The sequence below is a fragment of the uncultured Allobosea sp. genome, assembly GCF_945957345.1.
GTDB lineage: Bacteria > Pseudomonadota > Alphaproteobacteria > Rhizobiales > Beijerinckiaceae > Allobosea.
Map to the genome: position 1 here is coordinate 160,463 of NZ_CAMFKW010000003.1, position 17,021 is coordinate 177,483.

The following is a 17,021-nucleotide window of genomic DNA, read 5'->3' on the forward strand; positions in this document are numbered from 1 at the left end:
GAGACGCGCCATGCCCGGCCGGCAGATGCATCTCGGTGTCTTCTCGGTCGGCCCCGGCAACCATGTCGCGGGCTGGCGAATGGAGGGCTCCTTTACCAGCAGCGAGGATTTCAGCGCCTTCCTGCACATCGCTGAGACGGCGGAGCGCGGAAAACTCGACTTCGTCTTCATCGCCGACGGGCTGGCCTCTGCGCCGGGCGACCATCCCGGCTCGATCGCGCGGTTCGAGCCTTTCACGCTGATGTCGGCGCTCGCGGCCCGCACCAGCCGTGTCGGGCTGATCGGCACCGGCTCCAGCACCTATACGGAGCCCTACAATCTCGCCCGGCTCGTCGCCTCGCTCGATCATCTCAGCGGCGGCCGCTCCGGCTGGAACGTCGTGACCACCTCGACGCCGCAAGCGGCCGCGAATTTCGGCCTGACGCAACCGGTCGAGCACGACCTGCGCTACGAAATGGCGGCTGAGTTCGTCGATGTCGTGCAGGCGCTATGGGACAGCTGGGAGGACGGCGCCCGCATCGCCGACCGTGCGAGCGGCGCCTATGTCGATCCCGCCAAAATTCACCCGATCGAGCATGACGGCCGCTTCTACAAGGTGCGCGGCCCGCTCAACCTGTCGCGGACGCCGCAGGGGCGGCCAGTGATCGTGCAGGCCGGCGCCTCGGATGCGGGCCGTGGCTTCGCCTGCCGCTATGCCGAGGCGATCTTCACCGTCCAGCAGGATCTCGACGCCGCGAAGGCCTTCTACCGCGAGACCAAGGACGGCGTCGCCGCCGCGGGGCGCGTGCCGGAGCAGTGCAAGATCCTGCCCGGGCTGTTTCCCGTGGTCGGCCGCACCGACGAGGAGGCCCGGGCCAAGCTCGCCGCCATGGTCGAGCTCGTCGATGACCGCAGCGCGATCAACACGCTGTCCGAGCGACTGGGCCACGACATGTCCGGCTACGATCTCGACGGGCCGATGCCGGACCTGCCGCCCTCCGCCCATATCCACAGCTACCATGCCGTCATCCGCGCGATCGCGCAGCGGCCGGGCTGCAAGCTGCGCGACATCTACAACATCTTCGCCGTCTCGCGCGCCTACCTCGTCGCCTGCGGATCGCCGGAGACGGTCGCGGACATCATGGAGAGCTGGTTCACGGGTCCGGCCTGCGACGGCTTCATGCTCGTGCCGGCGACTTTCCCCGGCACCTTCGACGATTTCGTCGCGCTCGTGGTGCCGGAGTTGCAGAAGCGCAGCCTGTTCCGGCAGGACTATGCCGGCACAACGCTGCGCGATCACCTGGGCCTGGACGTGCCGGAAAACCGGTTCACGGCAGCTCGCGCTGCCGGCTGATCAGGCAACCGTCCGGCACGCATCGACCAGCAGACGAGCCGCCGCGTCCACGCGATCCGGCGCGACCCCGGCTCGCCGCAACACCAAGCCGAGATTCGCCCCGATCGCACCCATCGGATGCAGCTCAGCCTCCCGGACGCATCCGAGCCGATCGGCCATGCCATAAAGCGTGGCGCAGACGATCCGTTCGGAAAGCAGCTCGACCGATTTCAGCGCCTCGCGCCCCGCCCAGGCCTGAGGCTCGTCCGGCCCGATCATTTTCCAGGCCCGCCTCGCCGCCCGCAGATTGCGGACGACGCCTTCCGTCCATGCCACCGTCGAGGCTGCAGCGGTCTCGACATGCTGGGCCGTGAGTCTGCGTCCCGTGCCGCCGCACCAGCAGGCGAAGAGCAGCAGGTTGACGTCGATGCCGTTCTCGTCCTGCAGCGTCAGGCAAAGGGGGGAGACGCCGGGCTGCGCGTAGACTTTCAAGGCGAAGCGCCAGAACGGCGAGTCGAGATCGAAGGCGCCGTTTGCTTCGACATCGTCCATCATGCCTCGCCCCAGCGTTTCAGCCCGCCGACATCCAGGCCGAAGAGATCGAGTGCCCGTCCGACCGAATGGCGCACGATGTCGTCGACGCTTTCGGGCTTGGCGTAGAAGGCCGGCACCGGCGGCATGACGATGGCGCCGGCTTCCGTGACCTGGACCATGCTGCGCAGATGGCCGAGATGCAGCGGCGTCTCGCGCACCATCAGCACGAGCCTGCGCCGCTCCTTCAGCACGACATCGGCCGCGCGCGACAGCAGGCTCGACGTCGTGCCATGCGCGATCTCGGACAGAGACCGGATCGAACAGGGCGCGACGATCATGCCCAGCGTCTTGAAGGAGCCGCTGGAGATCGGCGCGGCGATATCCTCGACCGCATGGACGTGATCGGCCCTGGCTTCGATATCGCGCACTTTCAGCGACATCTCATGCGCGAGCGTGACCTTGGCCGAGCGCGTCATCACCAGATGGGTCTCGAGACCAAGCGCGCGGGCCGCATCGAGAACGGCTACGCCGTAGACGACGCCCGAGGCGCCGGAAATGCCGACGATCAGCCGGCTCGCCGCCATGACTTCACGCTCCCAGGATGTCGGGCCAGCGCCGCTTCACGGCCAGGGCCTCATCGACGGAAAGTGCCGAGGATTTCGGATATTTGTCGAGATGCTCGAAGGGGATGCAGGCGTCGATGATCATCTTGGAATTGGAGGTGCGGCCGGCATCGCGATCCGCCGCCGAAATCCGCGGGTCGAGCGAGGAACTCCAGGCGTTGCGGACGATGTCGACATCCTCCGAAGGTTCCGCGCGGGTCGTCACTGCCCACATCACGTCGGCGAGGTTCGAGGGATCGACATCCTCGTCGACCACAACGACCACGCGCCCCATATAGCTGTTCGCCGCCGCGATCAGTCCCGCCCGCTTGGCGTGGCCGGCATAGCGCTGGCGGATCGCGACGACCGTCATCAGCTGCGAGACATGCTGCCAGGCACCGACCACGTCGCCGACGCCGCAGGCTTCGAGATTGCCCCAGATGCTGGCGGCGCGGAATGGAATGCCGAAATGGAAGCGTGGCGGCTTCAAGGGCGGCGATCCGAGCAGGATGGGGTTGTCGCGATAATGGACGGCCTTGATCTCCATCACGGGCGCCGGCCGCCTGTCGGCGGCGTAATAGCCGGTGAACTCGCCGAACGGCCCCTCGGGCAGGCTCGCCTGATCGAAAGGCAGCAGATAGCCTTCCAGGATGATCTCGGCATGGGCCGGAACGGGCAGGCCGGTCAGTGGCAATGCGTAGACCTCGACCGGCTCGCCCTTGATCGCGCCCGCGAAGGCATATTCCGGGTGCCGCTCAGGCAGATATTCGAAGCCGGCGATGAAGAGCGCCGGATCCTGCCCGTTGACGATCGCGATCGGACAGGGCTCGCCCCGGTCCCAGTATTTCTTCGAGATCATCGCGCCGTGGCGGCCCTTATGGTCGAACTGGACCGTCACGCGGTCGGGGCCGTGGACCTGCACGCGGTAGATCGCGGCATTGACCCAGCCTTCGTCGGGATCCTTGGTGATGACGAGGCTGCCCGAGCCGATATAGGGCCCACCGTCGTTGCGGTGCCATACGGGCGCCGGGAAGCGCGAAATGTCGATCGCGCCCTCGGCCATGCCGTTCTGCAGAAACGGGGCATCCTTCACCGTGACCGGGTCGATCGGTTTCAGAGTGCCTCGCCGCTCCTTCCAGCTCTTCAGAACCTCGAGGGGGGACAGCGTCGGGTCGATGCCGAGCGCCAAGGCGGCACGGCGCGTGTTCACCGTCGCGTTCGAGAACACCCTGAAACCGGACTGGAGCCCCGGAATCTCGTCGAAGAGAAGGGCTGGACAAGCCGGAGAGCCCGCAGCGACCTCCGTGATGGCACCGAGCTCGAATTCCGCCGGGGCGCCGCGCACATGCTTGAGATCGCCGATCCCTTCGACCAGCCCGATGAAGTCGCGCAGGTCGCGGTACTGAACAGCCGCCATCGCTTTTCCCCGTTGTTCCGAGTTTCGCGAGTCAGGCTCATCGTCCTTCGACAGCCATAGGAGGCCGCATCTCGCGCTCAAATTTGTAAGCCATCTTATGATAAGGCGCAACGCGATTTCCCTGTCAAGCCGGGCACATCCGTAGCGACGGACGCTCGCGAAAGGCGCTTGACAGAAACAGATTTAAGTTACATTTAGAAGCTACATAACGTAGCTAATTGCCTCTGAAGAGAGGCGCCCGGAGGAACTGCAATGTCCGCCGTCCAGAAGGCCCATATTGCTCCCGCGCCGGCTACCGGTTCGATGCGCACGGGCGACGATTATCTGCGCTCGCTGGCCGATGGTCGCGCCGTCTACATCGACGGCGAGCGCGTGCGCGACGTCACCCAACATCCGGCTCTCCGGCAGGCGGCGCTTTCGGCCGCGAAGCTCTACGACATCGCCGCTGATCCCGCGATGGCAGAGCGGATGACCTATGTCTCGCCGACGACGGGCAACCGCGTCCTGCGCGCCTTCCAGATTCCGCGCAGCCATGCCGACCTCAAGGCCAAGCGGCTGGCTTCGGAGACCTGGTCGGAAGCCAGCTTCGGCATGATGGGGCGCACGCCCGACCACGTCTCCGGCTTCTTCTGCGGCTACGCGGCGGTTCCGGAGGTCTTCGAGGCCGGCGGCAAGCAGTTCGCCGAGAACGTCGTCGCCTATTACGAGCATCTGCGCGAGAACCATCTCTGGGCAACCTATGCGATCGTGCCGCCGCAGATCGACCGCTCCAAGCCCGCCCACAAGCAGAGCGACCCGGCGCTCTATGCCGGTGTGGTGAAGGAGAAGGACGGCGGCATCGTCGTCGCCGGCGCGCAGCAGCTCGCCACCGCCGGGCTCTATTCGGACGTGCTCTATCTCAGCTGTATCCATCCGCTGCAGCCGGGCGACGAGAACTACGCGATCGGCGTCGCGATCCCGATGAACGCGCCGGGCCTAAAGCTCTATCCGCGCCGGCCCTTCGCTGGCCAGGCGCAGAACGGCTTCGACCACCCGCTGAGCAGCCGCTTCGACGAATCCGACTGTTTCGTCGTGCTCGACAACGTCTTCGTGCCCTGGGAGCACGTCTTCATCTACCGTAATCTCGAAGTCTGCCGCGACCAGTGGTGGAAGACGCCTTCACATGCCTATGGCAATCTGCAGGCGCAGGCGCGCTACGCCACGAAGCTGCGCTTCATGGTCGGCCTCGCCCAGCGTATGAACGAGGCGACCGGCAATGCCGGCGTTCCTCCCGTCATGGTGCAGATGGGCGAACTCGCCGCTCTGGCCTCGATCGTCGAGACGATGCTGGAATCGCAGGAGATCAAGGCGACGATCGACGACAACGGCGTGGTCTGGCCGTCGCGCTCGGCGCTCTATGCGGTGATGGCGCTCCAATCCGAGATCAACCCGCGCATGATCGAGATCATCCGCGAGCTCACCGGCGCGGCGATGATCACCATGCCCTCCTCGCTCAAGGATCTCGAAAGCCCGGAGACGGCGGCGGATATCGAGCGCTACCTCGCTTCGAGCGTTTCCGGCGCGCGCGAGCGGATCGCGCTGATGCGCCTGGCCTGGGATTTCATCGGCTCGGAATTCGGTGCGCGCCACCAGCAATACGAGAAATTCTATGGCGGTGCCTCCTTCCTTGTGAAGCAGAACATGTACCGGAACTACGACGTCAAGCGCTCGACCGACCTGGTCGATCGCGCCCTGGCGATGCCGGCCCTGTGATGAGCGCGGCGGGCGAAACCGTCCGGGCGCAGGACAGCACCGGCGGCGGCCACGCCGGCGCGGCCGATTTCACCGCCCTCGACCTTCGCGCCGCGCTCGGCATGTTCGCCACCGGCGTCACCATCGTCACGGCGGAGAGCGGCGGCGAGCGGATCGGCGCCACCGTCAGCTCGTTCAACTCCGTCTCGCTCGACCCGCCGCTGGTTCTGTTCAGTGTCGGGCGCAATGCCAAGGCCTTCGCCGCCTGGAACAGCGTCGAGCGCTTCGCGATCAACGTGCTCGACCAGTCGCAGCGCGACCTGTCCAGCCGCTTCGGCCGCGCGCAAGGCGACAAATGGCTGGGCGTCAAGACGCTGCGTGGAGAGGCGAGCGGGGCAGCACTCCTGCCCGGCGCCCTCGCCTGGTTCGAATGCGAGACGCATCGCATCCTCGACGGCGGCGATCACATCATCATTCTCGGCCGGGTGCTGACGCTGACCCGCCATGGCGGCGAGGCAGCCCAGCCTCTGGTGTTTTTCGGCGGCAGCTATCGCAATCTCGATGCGAAGACCCGTGTCGAACCCCTCCCCTCCGAACACTGGTGGGTCTACGCTTGGTAAGCTCGGCCCCGCTCGACTGATGCCAGCTCCTCGATGGTCGAGGTGCCGAGCTGGATCATGCTGTGGCGCAGCTCCGTCTGCAGCAATCTGATCAGATAGTCGCCTCCTTCCTCTCCGATCGCTGCGGCGGCATGGAGGAAAGGGCGCCCCAGAAACGTCGTGGCTGCTCCCGAAGCGAGCGCCCGGGCAATATCCAGCCCGCCGCGCAGGCCGCTGTCGAGCATGACGGCGGCCTTCCCGTCACAGGCGGCGGCGATCTCCGGCAGGCAGTCCAGACTGGGCGGCGCCGCGTCGAACGTCCTGCCGCCATGGTTGGATACGATGATGCCGTCGGCTCCGGCGCCGATCGCCTCGATGGCGTCACGGCCGTGAAGCACGCCCTTGACGACCAGTGCCCGGGGCCAGACATCGCGGATGCGGCGGACGAAATCCCAGGTGAAGCCGCCTTCGATTTCGGCACGCGCGAAAGCGGTGAGGTCGGCGGCGGATGCGCCCTTCGGCAGATAGCGCCGGAAAATCTCGCAGCCCGGCCTGCCGTGACGCAGCATCTCGGCCGCCCAGCTCGGCCTGCACAGGATGTCGGCGAGAATGGCCGGGCGCCGCTCGAACCCGGCCGTTGCGAGCCGGTTGCGGATGTCCTTGGGCCGACGGGCCTGGACGGGCGTATCGACCGTGAGCACCAGCACCCTGGCGCCGGCAATATCAGCCCGCCGCACCAGATCCAGCGTGACCCGGTGATCGTCGCGCGGCAGGCCGAAGAGCTGGAACCAGAACACGTCCGGCGCCAGTCGGGCGACCGTCTCGATGTCCGCGCTGGCGGCCGCCGACAGGACATAGGGGATTTTCGCTGCTTGCGCCGCCCGGGCCAGCCGCTCTTCGAGGCGCGGCCTGACCAGCGCACCGAGCCCCATCGGCGCCACCCCGAACGGCGCCGTATAGGCCTGCCCGAACAGAACGGTCTCCAGAGAGGGTACGACACCCCCGCGCCCGTAGCGCGGCACCAGCGTGACTCGGTCGAACGCGTGCCGGTTGCGGGCCGCCGCCGCGTCGGCGCCGCTACCGCCGTCGATATAGGCGGCGACGAAGCGCGGAATGTGACGCAAGGCCGCGCGATGCAGGTCCTGCGTGGTCGGGTAGAGGGGTTCGAGAGCCTCGAACGAGCGCATGGCCATCCTGCGCGGAATTGCTCTGCGTGGCAGTGGCCGAGGATGCGGGGCTCCATGCGCAGACCGATTGCGCGCATGGAACCCTTCCGGCCGGGACGAGGCGGAGGCCTCAGTTCAACAGATCGAAGATATCCGTCTTCTGCTGCGCCGTCAGATCCTTGTCGATGAATTTTCCCTCGATCGCGCCCTTGATGGATGCCTCGAAGCCCTTGACCGGCGTGAAGCGCAACTGATCCCGGCCATAAAATTTCAGTGCCTCTTTAGCGACCGGCACCGAAATCTTGTTGAGATCGGCATACATCTTCGCGCTCTCGTCAATGTTCTTGTAGGCCCAGTCGACGCACTCATCGAGGACCTTGAAGAATTTCCTGGCGGTGCCGGGTTTTTTCTTCAGGAAATCGGCATGAGCGATATTGACGCGCGCCGAGATATTTTTCTGAGAGGCGACGACGTCACCGGCAAACAGCACGCGAATCTCGCCGCTGGTGACGGCGTCAAGGCCCGAGGGCGGGAACGAATAGCCGACATCGACCTGCCCGGTCATGGTCATGGTGCGCGTCGCGTCGATACCGCCCGTCGATACCGCGGTGAAGTCGAGCTTGCGTTCCGCTTTGAGGCCGAACAGAACCGCCTCGGTGGCTCCGCCCGGGCGCGGATAGGCGACCTTCTTGCCGGCAATGTCGTCGATCGTCTTGATCGGGCTGTTGGTCGGAACATAGAAGAAGGTGTCGTTCTGACCCACGAATTCCGAGCCCACGATCTTGATCGGCGCCCCCTTCGCATAGGCGGCGATCACGGCGGAGGTGCCGGGCGAATAGCCGATGTCGGCTCCCCCGGCGATAATGGCCTGCACGGTCTCGGAACCGCCGCGCGTCGGGGTGATCTGAACGTCGAGGCCGGCCTTGGCGAACTCGCCGCGCTCCTTGCAAAAGGTCGGCTGGGAGGTATCCCACAGCCCGACAAAGGAGACGGAGACCCTCACCGTCTCCGGCGATTGCGCCTGGACCGCCGTGCTGGCGGCCGTCAGCGCCGAGAAGGCAACCAGACTGGCAATGATCGGCTTGCGCATCGCATTTCCCCTCTTCTTTCTCGAATGAATGCGTTGTTGCGACTCCAGCCACGGCGATCGAATTCCCGCCGAGACGCGAAATTAGATACAGTTTCAATTTAATTAGCAAGCTTAAATTTGGAGCTATTATAGCAGAGATTGGGCAGCCGCTGCGCAAGCCAACGGCGGACCAGCACGGCCTCGCCTGTTCACCGGACTGCCTCTGACGACGGTGTCGAACGGAGCATCTTGACCGCCCGAAAAGCCTCCGATATTTATCTTTCTATTGGATGTAAATTCATCCGCCTTACGAGGGGATCTGCGATGACCGCGACGATGGCCAAGGGCAACCGGCCCGAAACCGCAGCACGCGCCCCGGACGAGAGTCTTCCCGTCGAGGCCCCGCTTCTGCGCGGCACGCCGGTCCAGGGCTGGGGCAGCGACCGGATCGCGGCGCTGCTGGCGCAGTTCGACCTGCCCTATGTCTGCATCAATCCGGGTTCGAGCTTCCGGGGCCTGCACGACAGCCTGGTCAACTATCTCGGCAACACCGCGCCGAAGATGATGGTGTGCCTGCACGAGGAGCACGCCGTCGCCATCGCACATGGCTATGCCAAGGCCTGCGGCAAGCCGCTGGCCGTCGCGCTGCACGCCAATGTCGGGCTGATGCATGCAACCATGGCGATCTTCAACGCTTGGTGCGATCGCTTGCCCATGCTGGTTCTCGGAGCGACGGGACCGGTCGATGCGGCCAAGCGCAGGCCGTTCATCGACTGGATCCACACCATGCGCGACCAGGGCGCGATGCTGCGCAGCTATGTGAAATGGGACGACCAGCCCGCTTCCGTGGAAGCCGCGGAGGAAGCTCTGCTGCGGGCGATGCAGCTCTCACTCACGGCTCCAGCCGGGCCCGTCTATATCAATCTCGACGCCGAGGTCCAGGAATCGCCCTGCAAGCCGCGCAGCGAACCTTGCGATCTCGGGCGCTACCGGCCGATCTCCGCTCCGACACCGGACAGCGCCGGGCTCGACCAGGTCCTGGCGATGCTCGCCGCCGCCAAGCGACCCGCGATCCTGATGGGCCGCGTGACCCGCGACACGCAAGCCTGGGCCGCCCGCGTCGCGCTGGCCGAAAAGCTCGGTGCCATGGTGGTGACGGACCTCAAGGTCGGCGCGGCCTTCCCGACGGCCCATCCTCTGCATGTCGGCCCGCCCGGCATGAACCTGACCAAGGCCGCGAAGGAGCGGCTGGCCGAAGCCGATCTGATCCTTTCGCTCGACTGGGTCGATCTCGCCGGCTTCGCCAGCGTGGTCTGGCCGGGCAAGCCCTGCCCTGCCAAGGTCATCCAGGTCTCGGTCGACCACCACGTCCATAACGGCTTCAGCTTCGACCATATGGCGCTGCCGGCCGTGGACCTTCACATCGCGACGACGCCGGAGGCTTTCACACCGGCGCTGGTAGCGAAGCTGCCGGCCGCGAAACAGGCCTATGTCGCCACCAAGCGGCGCCCGGCGAAGCCGGAGCCGAAGGCGGAACTGACGCTCGCCGACATCGCCTATGCGCTCGATCAGGCGAATGACGGCGGGCCGGTCTCGCTGACGCGCGTCCCGCTGGGCTGGGACGGCGCGCTGATGGATTTCGACCACCCGCTCGACCAGCTCGGCCATTCCGGCGGCGGCGGCGTCGGATCGGGGCCGGGCATGGCGGTCGGTTCGGCGCTGGCGCTGCGCGGTAGCGATCATCTGCCTGTCGGCATCCTCGGCGACGGCGACACGCTGATGGGCGTCACCGCGATCTGGAGCGCCGTGCATTACGACATTCCGCTGCTGATCGTCGTCGCCAACAACCGCTCCTATTTCAACGACGAGCAGCACCAGGAGCGCGTGGCGCGCCGCCGCGACCGGCCGGTCGAGAACAAGTGGATCGGCCAGCGCATCGCCGATCCGGAGCCGGACATCGCCGCGATGGCGCGCGCCCAGGGCGCCCATGCGACCGGACCGGTGCGCGATCGTGAAGCGCTTCTCGCCGCCATGAAGGAGGCAGTCGCGCAGGTCCGGGCCGGCAAGGTCGCCGTGGTCGACGTGCATATCGAGGCCGGCTACGCCGGGGGCGGCGGCTGAGCGCGCAGGGCATCGCAGGCGACACTGGACGGAGCGACGACATGACCTCCTATCTCGACAAGCTTCCCCGCAGCCGCGCGCTCTATTACGGCGGCCGCTGGTCCCCGGCACAGGACGGCGGGACCGAGGAGACCTTCAATCCCGCCAATGCCGAGAGCCTCGGCCGCTACGCGGTTGCGCAGGCGGCGGACGTCGATGCCGCCGTACGGGCGGCCTATGAGGGCTTCAAGACCTGGCGGGCGGTGAAGCCGGCCGAGCGCGCCGCGATCATGCGCGAGGCGGCCCGGGTGATCCGCGACCATGCCGAGGAGATCGCGCTGATCGACTCCGCCGATTCGGGCGGTCCGTTCAAGCGCATGATCCGCGACTCGGAGGGCGGTGCGCAGGCCTTCGAATTCTTCGCGGGACTGGTCACTGAACTCAAAGGCTCGACCATTCCCTTCGGCGACGACACGCTGAACTACACGCTGCGCGAGCCGCTCGGCGTGGTCGTCCGCATCAACGCCTTCAACCATCCCTTCCTGTTCGCCGCCTCGCGCGCCGCCGCGCCGTTGGCTGCGGGCAACGCCCTGATCATCAAGCCGCCGGACCAGGCGCCGCTTTCGACGCTCAGGCTCGCCGAGCTGATCGGCCCCCTGTTCCCCGCTGGCGTGATCGGCGTGCTGACCGGCGGCCGCGCCTGCGGCGAGGCTTTGGTCGAGCATCCGCTGGTCGCCAAGGTCGGCCTGATCGGCTCGGTTCCGACCGGCAAAGCGATCGCGCGCGCCGCCGCCGGCACGTTGAAGAAGGTCGGGCTCGAACTCGGCGGCAAGAACGCGCTGATCGCCTATCCCGATAGCGATCCGGTCAAGGTCGCGGCCGGTGCCGTACAGGGGATGAACTTCACCTGGTGCGGGCAATCCTGCGGCTCGACCTCGCGCATCTTCCTGCACGACTCGATCCATGACGAGGTCGTTGAGCGGATCGCGAAGGCGGTCGGCACGGTCTCCTACGGGCTGCCGACCGACGAGGCCACGCAGATGGGCTGCCTCGTCAGCCGCCAGCAGCTCGACAAGACGATGCATTACGTCGCCATTGCGAAGCAGGAAGGCGCTCGCCTCGTCGCCGGCGGGGAGGCACCGACCGATCCCGCCTTCGCCAAGGGCTTTTTCTATCCCCCGACGGTCTTCGCCGACGTCACGCCGGCCATGACGATCGCCCGCGAGGAAATCTTCGGACCGGTCATGTCGATCATCCGCTGGCATGACGAGGACGAGATGTTCGACGCGGTGAACGATTCCGAGCTCGGCCTCACCGCTTCGATCTGGACGCAGGATCTCAAGACCGCCCATCGCGCTGCGGCGCGCGTCCAGGCCGGCTACATCTGGGTCAACGGCAGCAGCACCCATTTCCCGGGGGCGCCCTTCGGCGGCTACAAGCAGTCCGGCATGGGCCGCGAGGAGTCGATCGAGGAACTGCTGGAATGCACCCAGATCAAGAACGTCAACGTAGCGTTGTGACGAGGGTGCCGGGATGGGACATCGCCTCACCCGGCCGGTTTCGTGTTTTATCGCATTTTCCTCACGCGAACCGGTGCCCACTGCGCTCGAGAATGCTCTAGCTCCGCAGTCGCTCCCGCGCATCGCCCTGGCTGGCCTGCGGATAGACCTCGTTGAGCGCCTCGGTCACGGATTCGAGCAGCAGGAAGAGCTGCTCGACCTGCTGGTGGCTGAGGCCGGTCTTGGCCTGAAGGTTGACGACGCGGGCCCGCTCCAGGAGCACGGGCTCCAGGGCGCGACCGGCCTCGGTCAGGTAGACGTTGATCTTGCGCCGGTCCTGCGGATTGCGGACCCGCGTGATGAAGGCACGGCGCTCCAGCTCGTCGAGGATCGTCGTGGAAGAGGCCGTCTCGATGCCGACCGCGCGGGACAGCTCGGCCTGGGTCGGGCCGTCGTTTTCCCAAAGCTTCTCAAGATGGACGAACTGTCCGAAGGACATGTCCGCCTTGGCCAGTTCCTGCCGGAAACCGCGACTGAACGCCATATGGGCGCGGCGCAGGCGCCAGCCGATGCCGATATCGGCACGCTTGTTGCCACGGTCGTCCATGAACCCTCCTTCGAAATCCGCGCAATAGCCGAAACATAAGGCACCTTGTCAATTGACAGAAAATCACAAGGTGCCATATTATAATACACCTTATTAAAATGAGGGTTTCATGAGCGAGCTCTATGTGTGCAAGGTCGGCGAACTGGACGATGGCAGCGTCCGGCTGGTCGGCGAGCCCGGCCGGCAGATCGGCGTGATGCTCCACGACGGCGAGTATCTCGCCTATCGCAATCGCTGCCCGCATCAGGGCGGTCCGGCCTGCGAGGGCGTGCGCATCCCGCAGGTGCAGGACGTTCTCGCGGAGGACGGGCAGTTCCTGGGCCAGCGCTACGACGAAAACGACCTGCATATCGTCTGCCCGTGGCACGGCTACGAATTCCACATCAAGACCGGCGAGCACGTGATCAATCCGGCCATCCGGCTGCACAAGCACAAGGCAGTCGTCAGGGAGGGCGCCGTCTATGTCCAGCTCTGACGCAACCGGGCTTTCGACCGGCGAACTGGCCGCCGAACTGGCGCGGCGCTTCTCGGAAGCCGCCGACGAGGGGGCCGTCCACGCGATCGACGACGCGCATCTCGGCGCCGTCTTCGCAAGCGCGATCCGCCTGTTGGCGGCGAAAGCGCAGGAGGGCGAGGCGCCCGCCGCCTTCTCCGGCAACAACACCCTCTCGGCGACCGACGCCGTGATCGCCTGCACCGCGATCCTGGAAAGCGTCGAGCTCGCCGTCTTCGAACTTGCCGCCTGGCAGGCGGTCTCCAATATCGGCTCGCGCCAGGTCGCGAAAGCCGCCCAGGACCGGAGCGAACGCCCATGACCGCGACCGCAGGCGTCTTCCGCGAGCCCTCCCGCAAGACCTTCGACACCGAACAGCACCTCGCCAATGCCTATCAGCAGGCGCAGGACCGCCATTACGAGGACTTCCTCATCGTCGACGTGGACTCGCATCACTACGAGACCGAGGCTTTCGGCGAGATCGCGAAATATATCGAGGACCCGGTGCTGCGCGACGAGGCGCTCTACCAGGGCATGGCGCGCGGCGGCGTGACCTCGATCGACGGCTCCTATCAGGAGATGACCGGCCGCGTGACGCGCTATCCGCTACGCCGGCACGAGGTCACGCCGCCGACGATCCACCGCGACCTCACGCTGATGCGGCGCTGGATGGACCCGATGGGCGTCGACATGGCCTGTATGTTCCCGACGCCGATGCTCAACATCGCGACCTGCCCGCGCGTCGAGACAGAGGTCGCGCTGGCGCGCGCCTATAACCGCTGGCTCTGCGACAATATCCTGGCGGAAGAGCCGCGCCTGACCTCGATGCTCTACCTGCCCTTCAACGATCCGGAAGCCTGCTACAAGATCGTCGAGGAATTCGGCGACCGGAAGGGCGTGATCGGCTTCATGGTGACCTCGACGCATTACAAGAGCGTCCAGGACAACGCCTTCGTGAAGACCTATGGCGCACTGCAGGAACGCGGGCTGCCACTCGGCTTCCACGCCGCCTATACCTGGGGCGACAAGTCGACGGCCCTGATGAACCGCTTCATCTCGGTACACGCCCTCGGCTTCGTCTGGCACAACATGGTGCATATGACGAACTGGCTGATGAACGGCATGCCGGAGCGCTTCCCCAAGCTCAAGACGCTCTGGATCGAAAGCGGCCTCGCCTGGGTGCCGTTCCTGATGCAGCGCCTCGACAACGAGTTCATGATGCGCAGCTCCGATGCGCCGCTGCTGAAGCGCAAGCCGAGCGACTACATGCGCGAGATGTTCTACACCTCGCAGCCGATGGAGATGGTCGACAATCAGGAGGCGCTGGAGCTCACCTTCAAGATGATCAACGCCGAGAGTCAGCTCCTCTACTCCTCGGACTATCCGCATTGGGACATGGATCTGCCGAGCACGATCTACGATCTGCCGTTCCTGAAGGAGCAGGGCAAGCGCGCCATCCTCGGCGGCAACGCGCAGTCGCTGTTCAAGCTCGAACCGCATTTCGCGCCCTGGAAGCTGGAGCGCTCGCACCAGCGCCAGGCCGCGACCGGCGCCTGACGGCCGCGTGGGCGGGTCTCGGCCCGCCCTCCCCACATCCGCTTCGATAAGGAGGCGCTGAGCAGCATGACCATGGTCGATCACCTTCCGCCCGCGACCGCTGCCGGCTCGCTGGTCCCGGCGCTGAGCCTGCGCAAGGTCGGGAAGGCCTATGGCTCGGCGCAGGCCCCGCAATGGGCCGTGCAGGACTTCACCCTCGACATCGCCGATGGCGAGTTCATCTCGATCATCGGGCCAAGCGGCTGCGGCAAGTCCACCCTATTCAACATCATCGGCGGTTTCTTCGCGCGCTATGACGGCGACGTGGTCGTCCATGGCCAGTCGGACGCGACAGCGCGACGCGCGATCGGCAGCGTGTTCCAGGAGGAATCGACCTTCGCCTGGCGCACGGCGCTGGAAAACGTGCTGTTCCCGCTCGAGGCCGCTGGCGTCCCCAAGCTGGAGCGCCTGGAGCGGGCGCGGGAGATGCTCGCGCTCGTCGGGCTGGAAGGCTTCGAGAACCACTATCCCGCCGCGATGTCGGGCGGCATGAAGCAGCGCGTCTCGATCGCGCGCACGCTCGCCGTCCGCCCCAAGATCCTTCTGATGGACGAGCCCTTCGCGGCACTCGATGAGCAGACCCGCATCCTGCTCGGCGACAAGGTGCTGCAGATCCAGCAGGCGCTGAAGCAGACGACGCTGCTGATCACGCACAACCTGACGGAAGCGGTGCAGCTCAGCGACCGGGTGGTGATCATGACCTACCGGCCCGGCCGCATCAAACGCATCGTCGACATCGACCTGCCGCGCCCGCGCTCGTCCGAGATCATCACCAGCGAGCGCTTCGGCAAGCTCGTCGGCAGCATCTGGGCCGACCTGCGCGAGGAAGCCAATCGCGGCATGAAATAGTCCGCCCTTGGTCGACAACCTCATCTCGCTACGAGACGGCGGAGGACGCCATGGAGATTAAGCGCCAGAACCGGAACAGCTTGCCCCATCGGGGCGATTCCGTGAGCTGGAACGGCTGTGTCCATCTTTCCGGGATCATGCCCGCGAATGGCGATGCCGACATGACGCAGCAGACTCAGGCTGTGCTGGCGGAGGTCGATCTGTGCCTGGCGGCCGCCGGCACCTCGAAATCGGCGCTGATCTCGGCCACCGTCTGGCTGTCCAACCTCGAACACGACTTCACGGACTTCAACGCCGCCTGGTCAGCCTGGGTCGACAAGAGCAACCTGCCGGCCCGCTCTTGTGTGGGCGCAACGCTGAACGGCAAGGGCCGGATCGAGATCGCCGTGATCGCCGCCTGCCCCTGAGCGTGCCGCGATCAGCCGGCTTTCTGAAGATTGGCGGCTTGCTCGCGCTCGGAGCGCCGCACCTCGGCCAGCGCAAATTCGCTGTTGAGCGAGAGGATCGTGAAGACCTCGCGCAACGTCTTGAGCTGCTCCCGGCTGATGTCCTTGAACAGCAGGTCGTTGACGCGCCTGACGAAAGGCGCGATCGACGTCACCGTCGCCTCTCCCTTCGGCGAGAGCCTGACCAGCACGCTTCTGCGATCCTCCGGGTCCACGGTCTTCGAGACGAGACCCTTGCGCGAGAGTACGCCGACTTCGGTCGTGACATGGGTCGAGGCGAGCTGGACATAACGCGCCAGCATGTTGATTCGGACCCCGCTGTCGGCCTGCTGATAGGCGACCCCCATGAGCACCGCGAACTGCGAGCGGGTCAGACCGATCGCGCGTCCGAACGCAGCACCGCAGGATTCGACCTCGCTCAGAACCTGCACGATCGTATAGATCACCTGCCTGAACTCGTCGTCGCGCCCCGAAGCCAGCATCTCGCGATGCGAGACCGTCAGCGGCGGCTCGAAGGAGATCGGCTGAACGTCCTGCGCCTCGCCCTTCGCGGAACTCTTCTTCTTTCCGGACGCTGTCTCGGCCCGCTTCGATCTGACGGTCATATCATACCCAATTGCACGCGGCTCGGCGAAGCCGGGAATGCCCGTTAGCCTTTGCCATGGCACGAACCCTGCTTAGCTTCAAGGTTTAGCAAAATCTCGGATGTGCAAAACAGGCGGCGCCGGTAGCGCGTCGATCGCTCTTCCTGCTCCGTCGGCACCGCTGTCGAAGCGAGCGAAAAAGCAGTTGCAGATGGTCCCGCATTAATATACGGATTTATGCATATTTTTGTACCCTTACAATCATCTCCGATGGAGCCGGACTGCGATGTATCTGGCTGTGTTGACGACCAACCCGGAAAAGCTGTCGCTGCGCGAGCAGATCAGAGCACAGCATGACGATTTGTGCACGGCGGTGAGAAAACCATCCAGTGGAGCGCCTGCGTTTGTGCCGGCGCG

The 17,021-nt window shown here is 65.7% G+C and carries 17 protein-coding genes; 10 read left to right on the forward strand and 7 right to left on the reverse strand.

From position 1 onward, the window contains the following. Positions 1-10 precede the first annotated feature (10 nt). On the forward strand, positions 11-1,333 hold the full coding sequence (locus Q0Q36_RS02585) for an LLM class flavin-dependent oxidoreductase (RefSeq protein ID WP_293795290.1): 1,323 nt from the start codon (positions 11-13) through the stop codon (positions 1,331-1,333). On the opposite strand, the gene Q0Q36_RS02590 is transcribed toward Q0Q36_RS02585, so the two are convergent. The 3 genes from Q0Q36_RS02590 to Q0Q36_RS02600 are packed head-to-tail and all read right to left on the reverse strand — an operon-like array spanning position 1,334 to position 3,865. Then, on the reverse strand, positions 1,334-1,867 hold the full coding sequence (locus Q0Q36_RS02590; protein ID WP_293795291.1) for a TIGR02444 family protein: 534 nt from the start codon (positions 1,865-1,867) through the stop codon (positions 1,334-1,336). Next, a complete protein-coding gene (locus tag Q0Q36_RS02595; protein WP_293795292.1) occupies positions 1,864-2,430 on the reverse strand; it encodes a UbiX family flavin prenyltransferase in 567 nt (188 codons plus the stop codon). The genes Q0Q36_RS02590 and Q0Q36_RS02595 overlap by 4 nt, the downstream gene beginning before the upstream one ends. Positions 2,431-2,434: 4 nt before the next feature. After that, positions 2,435-3,865 carry a UbiD family decarboxylase gene (locus tag Q0Q36_RS02600; RefSeq protein ID WP_293795293.1) on the reverse strand — a complete coding sequence of 477 codons (1,431 nt, stop codon included), beginning with the start codon at positions 3,863-3,865 and terminating at the stop codon, positions 2,435-2,437. A gap of 252 nt (positions 3,866-4,117) precedes the next feature. Between Q0Q36_RS02600 and Q0Q36_RS02605 the strand changes: the two genes are divergently transcribed. Continuing rightward, positions 4,118-5,617: a 4-hydroxyphenylacetate 3-hydroxylase N-terminal domain-containing protein gene (locus Q0Q36_RS02605; RefSeq protein ID WP_293795294.1), complete on the forward strand. Its 1,500-nt coding sequence runs from the start codon at positions 4,118-4,120 to the stop codon at positions 5,615-5,617. Next, positions 5,617-6,216 carry a flavin reductase family protein gene (locus tag Q0Q36_RS02610; protein ID WP_293795295.1) on the forward strand — a complete coding sequence of 200 codons (600 nt, stop codon included), beginning with the start codon at positions 5,617-5,619 and terminating at the stop codon, positions 6,214-6,216. The genes Q0Q36_RS02605 and Q0Q36_RS02610 overlap by 1 nt, the downstream gene beginning before the upstream one ends. Here Q0Q36_RS02610 and Q0Q36_RS02615 read toward each other — a convergent pair. Both Q0Q36_RS02615 and Q0Q36_RS02620 read right to left on the reverse strand, forming a co-directional pair. Beyond that, the gene (locus tag Q0Q36_RS02615) at positions 6,204-7,388 is read right to left on the reverse strand and encodes an alpha-hydroxy acid oxidase (protein WP_293795296.1); all 1,185 of its coding nucleotides are present in this window, start codon (positions 7,386-7,388) and stop codon (positions 6,204-6,206) included. The two genes, Q0Q36_RS02610 and Q0Q36_RS02615, sit on opposite strands and share 13 nt — an antisense overlap. Positions 7,389-7,491: 103 nt before the next feature. Continuing rightward, entirely contained in the window at positions 7,492-8,451 is a 960-nt protein-coding gene (locus tag Q0Q36_RS02620) for an ABC transporter substrate-binding protein (protein ID WP_293795297.1), read from the reverse strand. Positions 8,452-8,754: 303 nt separating this feature from the next. Between Q0Q36_RS02620 and Q0Q36_RS02625 the strand changes: the two genes are divergently transcribed. Next, positions 8,755-10,551 (forward strand): thiamine pyrophosphate-binding protein, encoded by a 1,797-nt coding sequence (locus Q0Q36_RS02625; RefSeq protein ID WP_293795298.1) that lies wholly within the window; start codon positions 8,755-8,757, stop codon positions 10,549-10,551. Between the two features lie 41 nt (positions 10,552-10,592). Beyond that, entirely contained in the window at positions 10,593-12,050 is a 1,458-nt protein-coding gene (locus tag Q0Q36_RS02630; protein ID WP_293795299.1) for an aldehyde dehydrogenase family protein, read from the forward strand. A gap of 97 nt (positions 12,051-12,147) precedes the next feature. On the opposite strand, the gene Q0Q36_RS02635 is transcribed toward Q0Q36_RS02630, so the two are convergent. Next, positions 12,148-12,636, reverse strand: coding sequence for a MarR family winged helix-turn-helix transcriptional regulator (locus tag Q0Q36_RS02635; protein WP_293795300.1), 489 nt, complete (start codon positions 12,634-12,636; stop codon positions 12,148-12,150). A gap of 109 nt (positions 12,637-12,745) precedes the next feature. Between Q0Q36_RS02635 and Q0Q36_RS02640 the strand changes: the two genes are divergently transcribed. The 5 genes from Q0Q36_RS02640 to Q0Q36_RS02660 all read left to right on the forward strand — a co-directional run bounded on the left by Q0Q36_RS02640 (position 12,746) and on the right by Q0Q36_RS02660 (position 15,981). Continuing rightward, positions 12,746-13,111, forward strand: a complete 366-nt coding sequence (locus Q0Q36_RS02640; protein ID WP_293795302.1) for a Rieske 2Fe-2S domain-containing protein — start codon at positions 12,746-12,748, stop codon at positions 13,109-13,111. Further along, entirely contained in the window at positions 13,098-13,451 is a 354-nt protein-coding gene (locus Q0Q36_RS02645; RefSeq protein ID WP_293795304.1) for a hypothetical protein, read from the forward strand. Before Q0Q36_RS02640 ends, Q0Q36_RS02645 begins: the two co-directional genes overlap by 14 nt. Then, entirely contained in the window at positions 13,448-14,686 is a 1,239-nt protein-coding gene (locus tag Q0Q36_RS02650; RefSeq protein WP_293795305.1) for an amidohydrolase family protein, read from the forward strand. The genes Q0Q36_RS02645 and Q0Q36_RS02650 overlap by 4 nt, the downstream gene beginning before the upstream one ends. 66 nt (positions 14,687-14,752) lie before the next feature. Further along, entirely contained in the window at positions 14,753-15,574 is an 822-nt protein-coding gene (locus tag Q0Q36_RS02655; protein WP_293795307.1) for an ABC transporter ATP-binding protein, read from the forward strand. A gap of 50 nt (positions 15,575-15,624) precedes the next feature. Continuing rightward, positions 15,625-15,981, forward strand: a complete 357-nt coding sequence (locus tag Q0Q36_RS02660; RefSeq protein WP_293795308.1) for a RidA family protein — start codon at positions 15,625-15,627, stop codon at positions 15,979-15,981. An 11-nt stretch (positions 15,982-15,992) separates the two neighbouring features. Here Q0Q36_RS02660 and Q0Q36_RS02665 read toward each other — a convergent pair whose 3' ends face one another. Further along, entirely contained in the window at positions 15,993-16,625 is a 633-nt protein-coding gene (locus Q0Q36_RS02665; protein WP_293795309.1) for a MarR family winged helix-turn-helix transcriptional regulator, read from the reverse strand. Between the last annotated feature and the right edge of the window lie 396 nt (positions 16,626-17,021).

Excerpts from the sequence above, each read along its gene's own strand:
- Q0Q36_RS02665 (WP_293795309.1), bottom strand. The coding sequence starts at position 16,625 with ATGACCGTCAGATCGAAGCGGGCCGAGACAGCGTCCGGAAAGAAGAAG.
- Q0Q36_RS02625 (WP_293795298.1), top strand. The coding sequence starts at position 8,755 with ATGACCGCGACGATGGCCAAGGGCAACCGGCCCGAAACCGCAGCACGC.
- Q0Q36_RS02620 (WP_293795297.1), bottom strand. The coding sequence starts at position 8,451 with ATGCGCAAGCCGATCATTGCCAGTCTGGTTGCCTTCTCGGCGCTGACG.
- Q0Q36_RS02600 (WP_293795293.1), bottom strand. The coding sequence starts at position 3,865 with ATGGCGGCTGTTCAGTACCGCGACCTGCGCGACTTCATCGGGCTGGTC.
- Q0Q36_RS02660 (WP_293795308.1), top strand. The coding sequence starts at position 15,625 with ATGGAGATTAAGCGCCAGAACCGGAACAGCTTGCCCCATCGGGGCGAT.
- Q0Q36_RS02610 (WP_293795295.1), top strand. The coding sequence starts at position 5,617 with ATGAGCGCGGCGGGCGAAACCGTCCGGGCGCAGGACAGCACCGGCGGC.
- Q0Q36_RS02645 (WP_293795304.1), top strand. The coding sequence starts at position 13,098 with ATGTCCAGCTCTGACGCAACCGGGCTTTCGACCGGCGAACTGGCCGCC.
- Q0Q36_RS02635 (WP_293795300.1), bottom strand. The coding sequence starts at position 12,636 with ATGGACGACCGTGGCAACAAGCGTGCCGATATCGGCATCGGCTGGCGC.
- Q0Q36_RS02615 (WP_293795296.1), bottom strand. The coding sequence starts at position 7,388 with ATGGCCATGCGCTCGTTCGAGGCTCTCGAACCCCTCTACCCGACCACG.
- Q0Q36_RS02605 (WP_293795294.1), top strand. The coding sequence starts at position 4,118 with ATGTCCGCCGTCCAGAAGGCCCATATTGCTCCCGCGCCGGCTACCGGT.
- Q0Q36_RS02585 (WP_293795290.1), top strand. The coding sequence starts at position 11 with ATGCCCGGCCGGCAGATGCATCTCGGTGTCTTCTCGGTCGGCCCCGGC.
- Q0Q36_RS02595 (WP_293795292.1), bottom strand. The coding sequence starts at position 2,430 with ATGGCGGCGAGCCGGCTGATCGTCGGCATTTCCGGCGCCTCGGGCGTC.
- Q0Q36_RS02590 (WP_293795291.1), bottom strand. The coding sequence starts at position 1,867 with ATGATGGACGATGTCGAAGCAAACGGCGCCTTCGATCTCGACTCGCCG.
- Q0Q36_RS02640 (WP_293795302.1), top strand. The coding sequence starts at position 12,746 with ATGAGCGAGCTCTATGTGTGCAAGGTCGGCGAACTGGACGATGGCAGC.
- Q0Q36_RS02655 (WP_293795307.1), top strand. The coding sequence starts at position 14,753 with ATGACCATGGTCGATCACCTTCCGCCCGCGACCGCTGCCGGCTCGCTG.
- Q0Q36_RS02630 (WP_293795299.1), top strand. The coding sequence starts at position 10,593 with ATGACCTCCTATCTCGACAAGCTTCCCCGCAGCCGCGCGCTCTATTAC.
- Q0Q36_RS02650 (WP_293795305.1), top strand. The coding sequence starts at position 13,448 with ATGACCGCGACCGCAGGCGTCTTCCGCGAGCCCTCCCGCAAGACCTTC.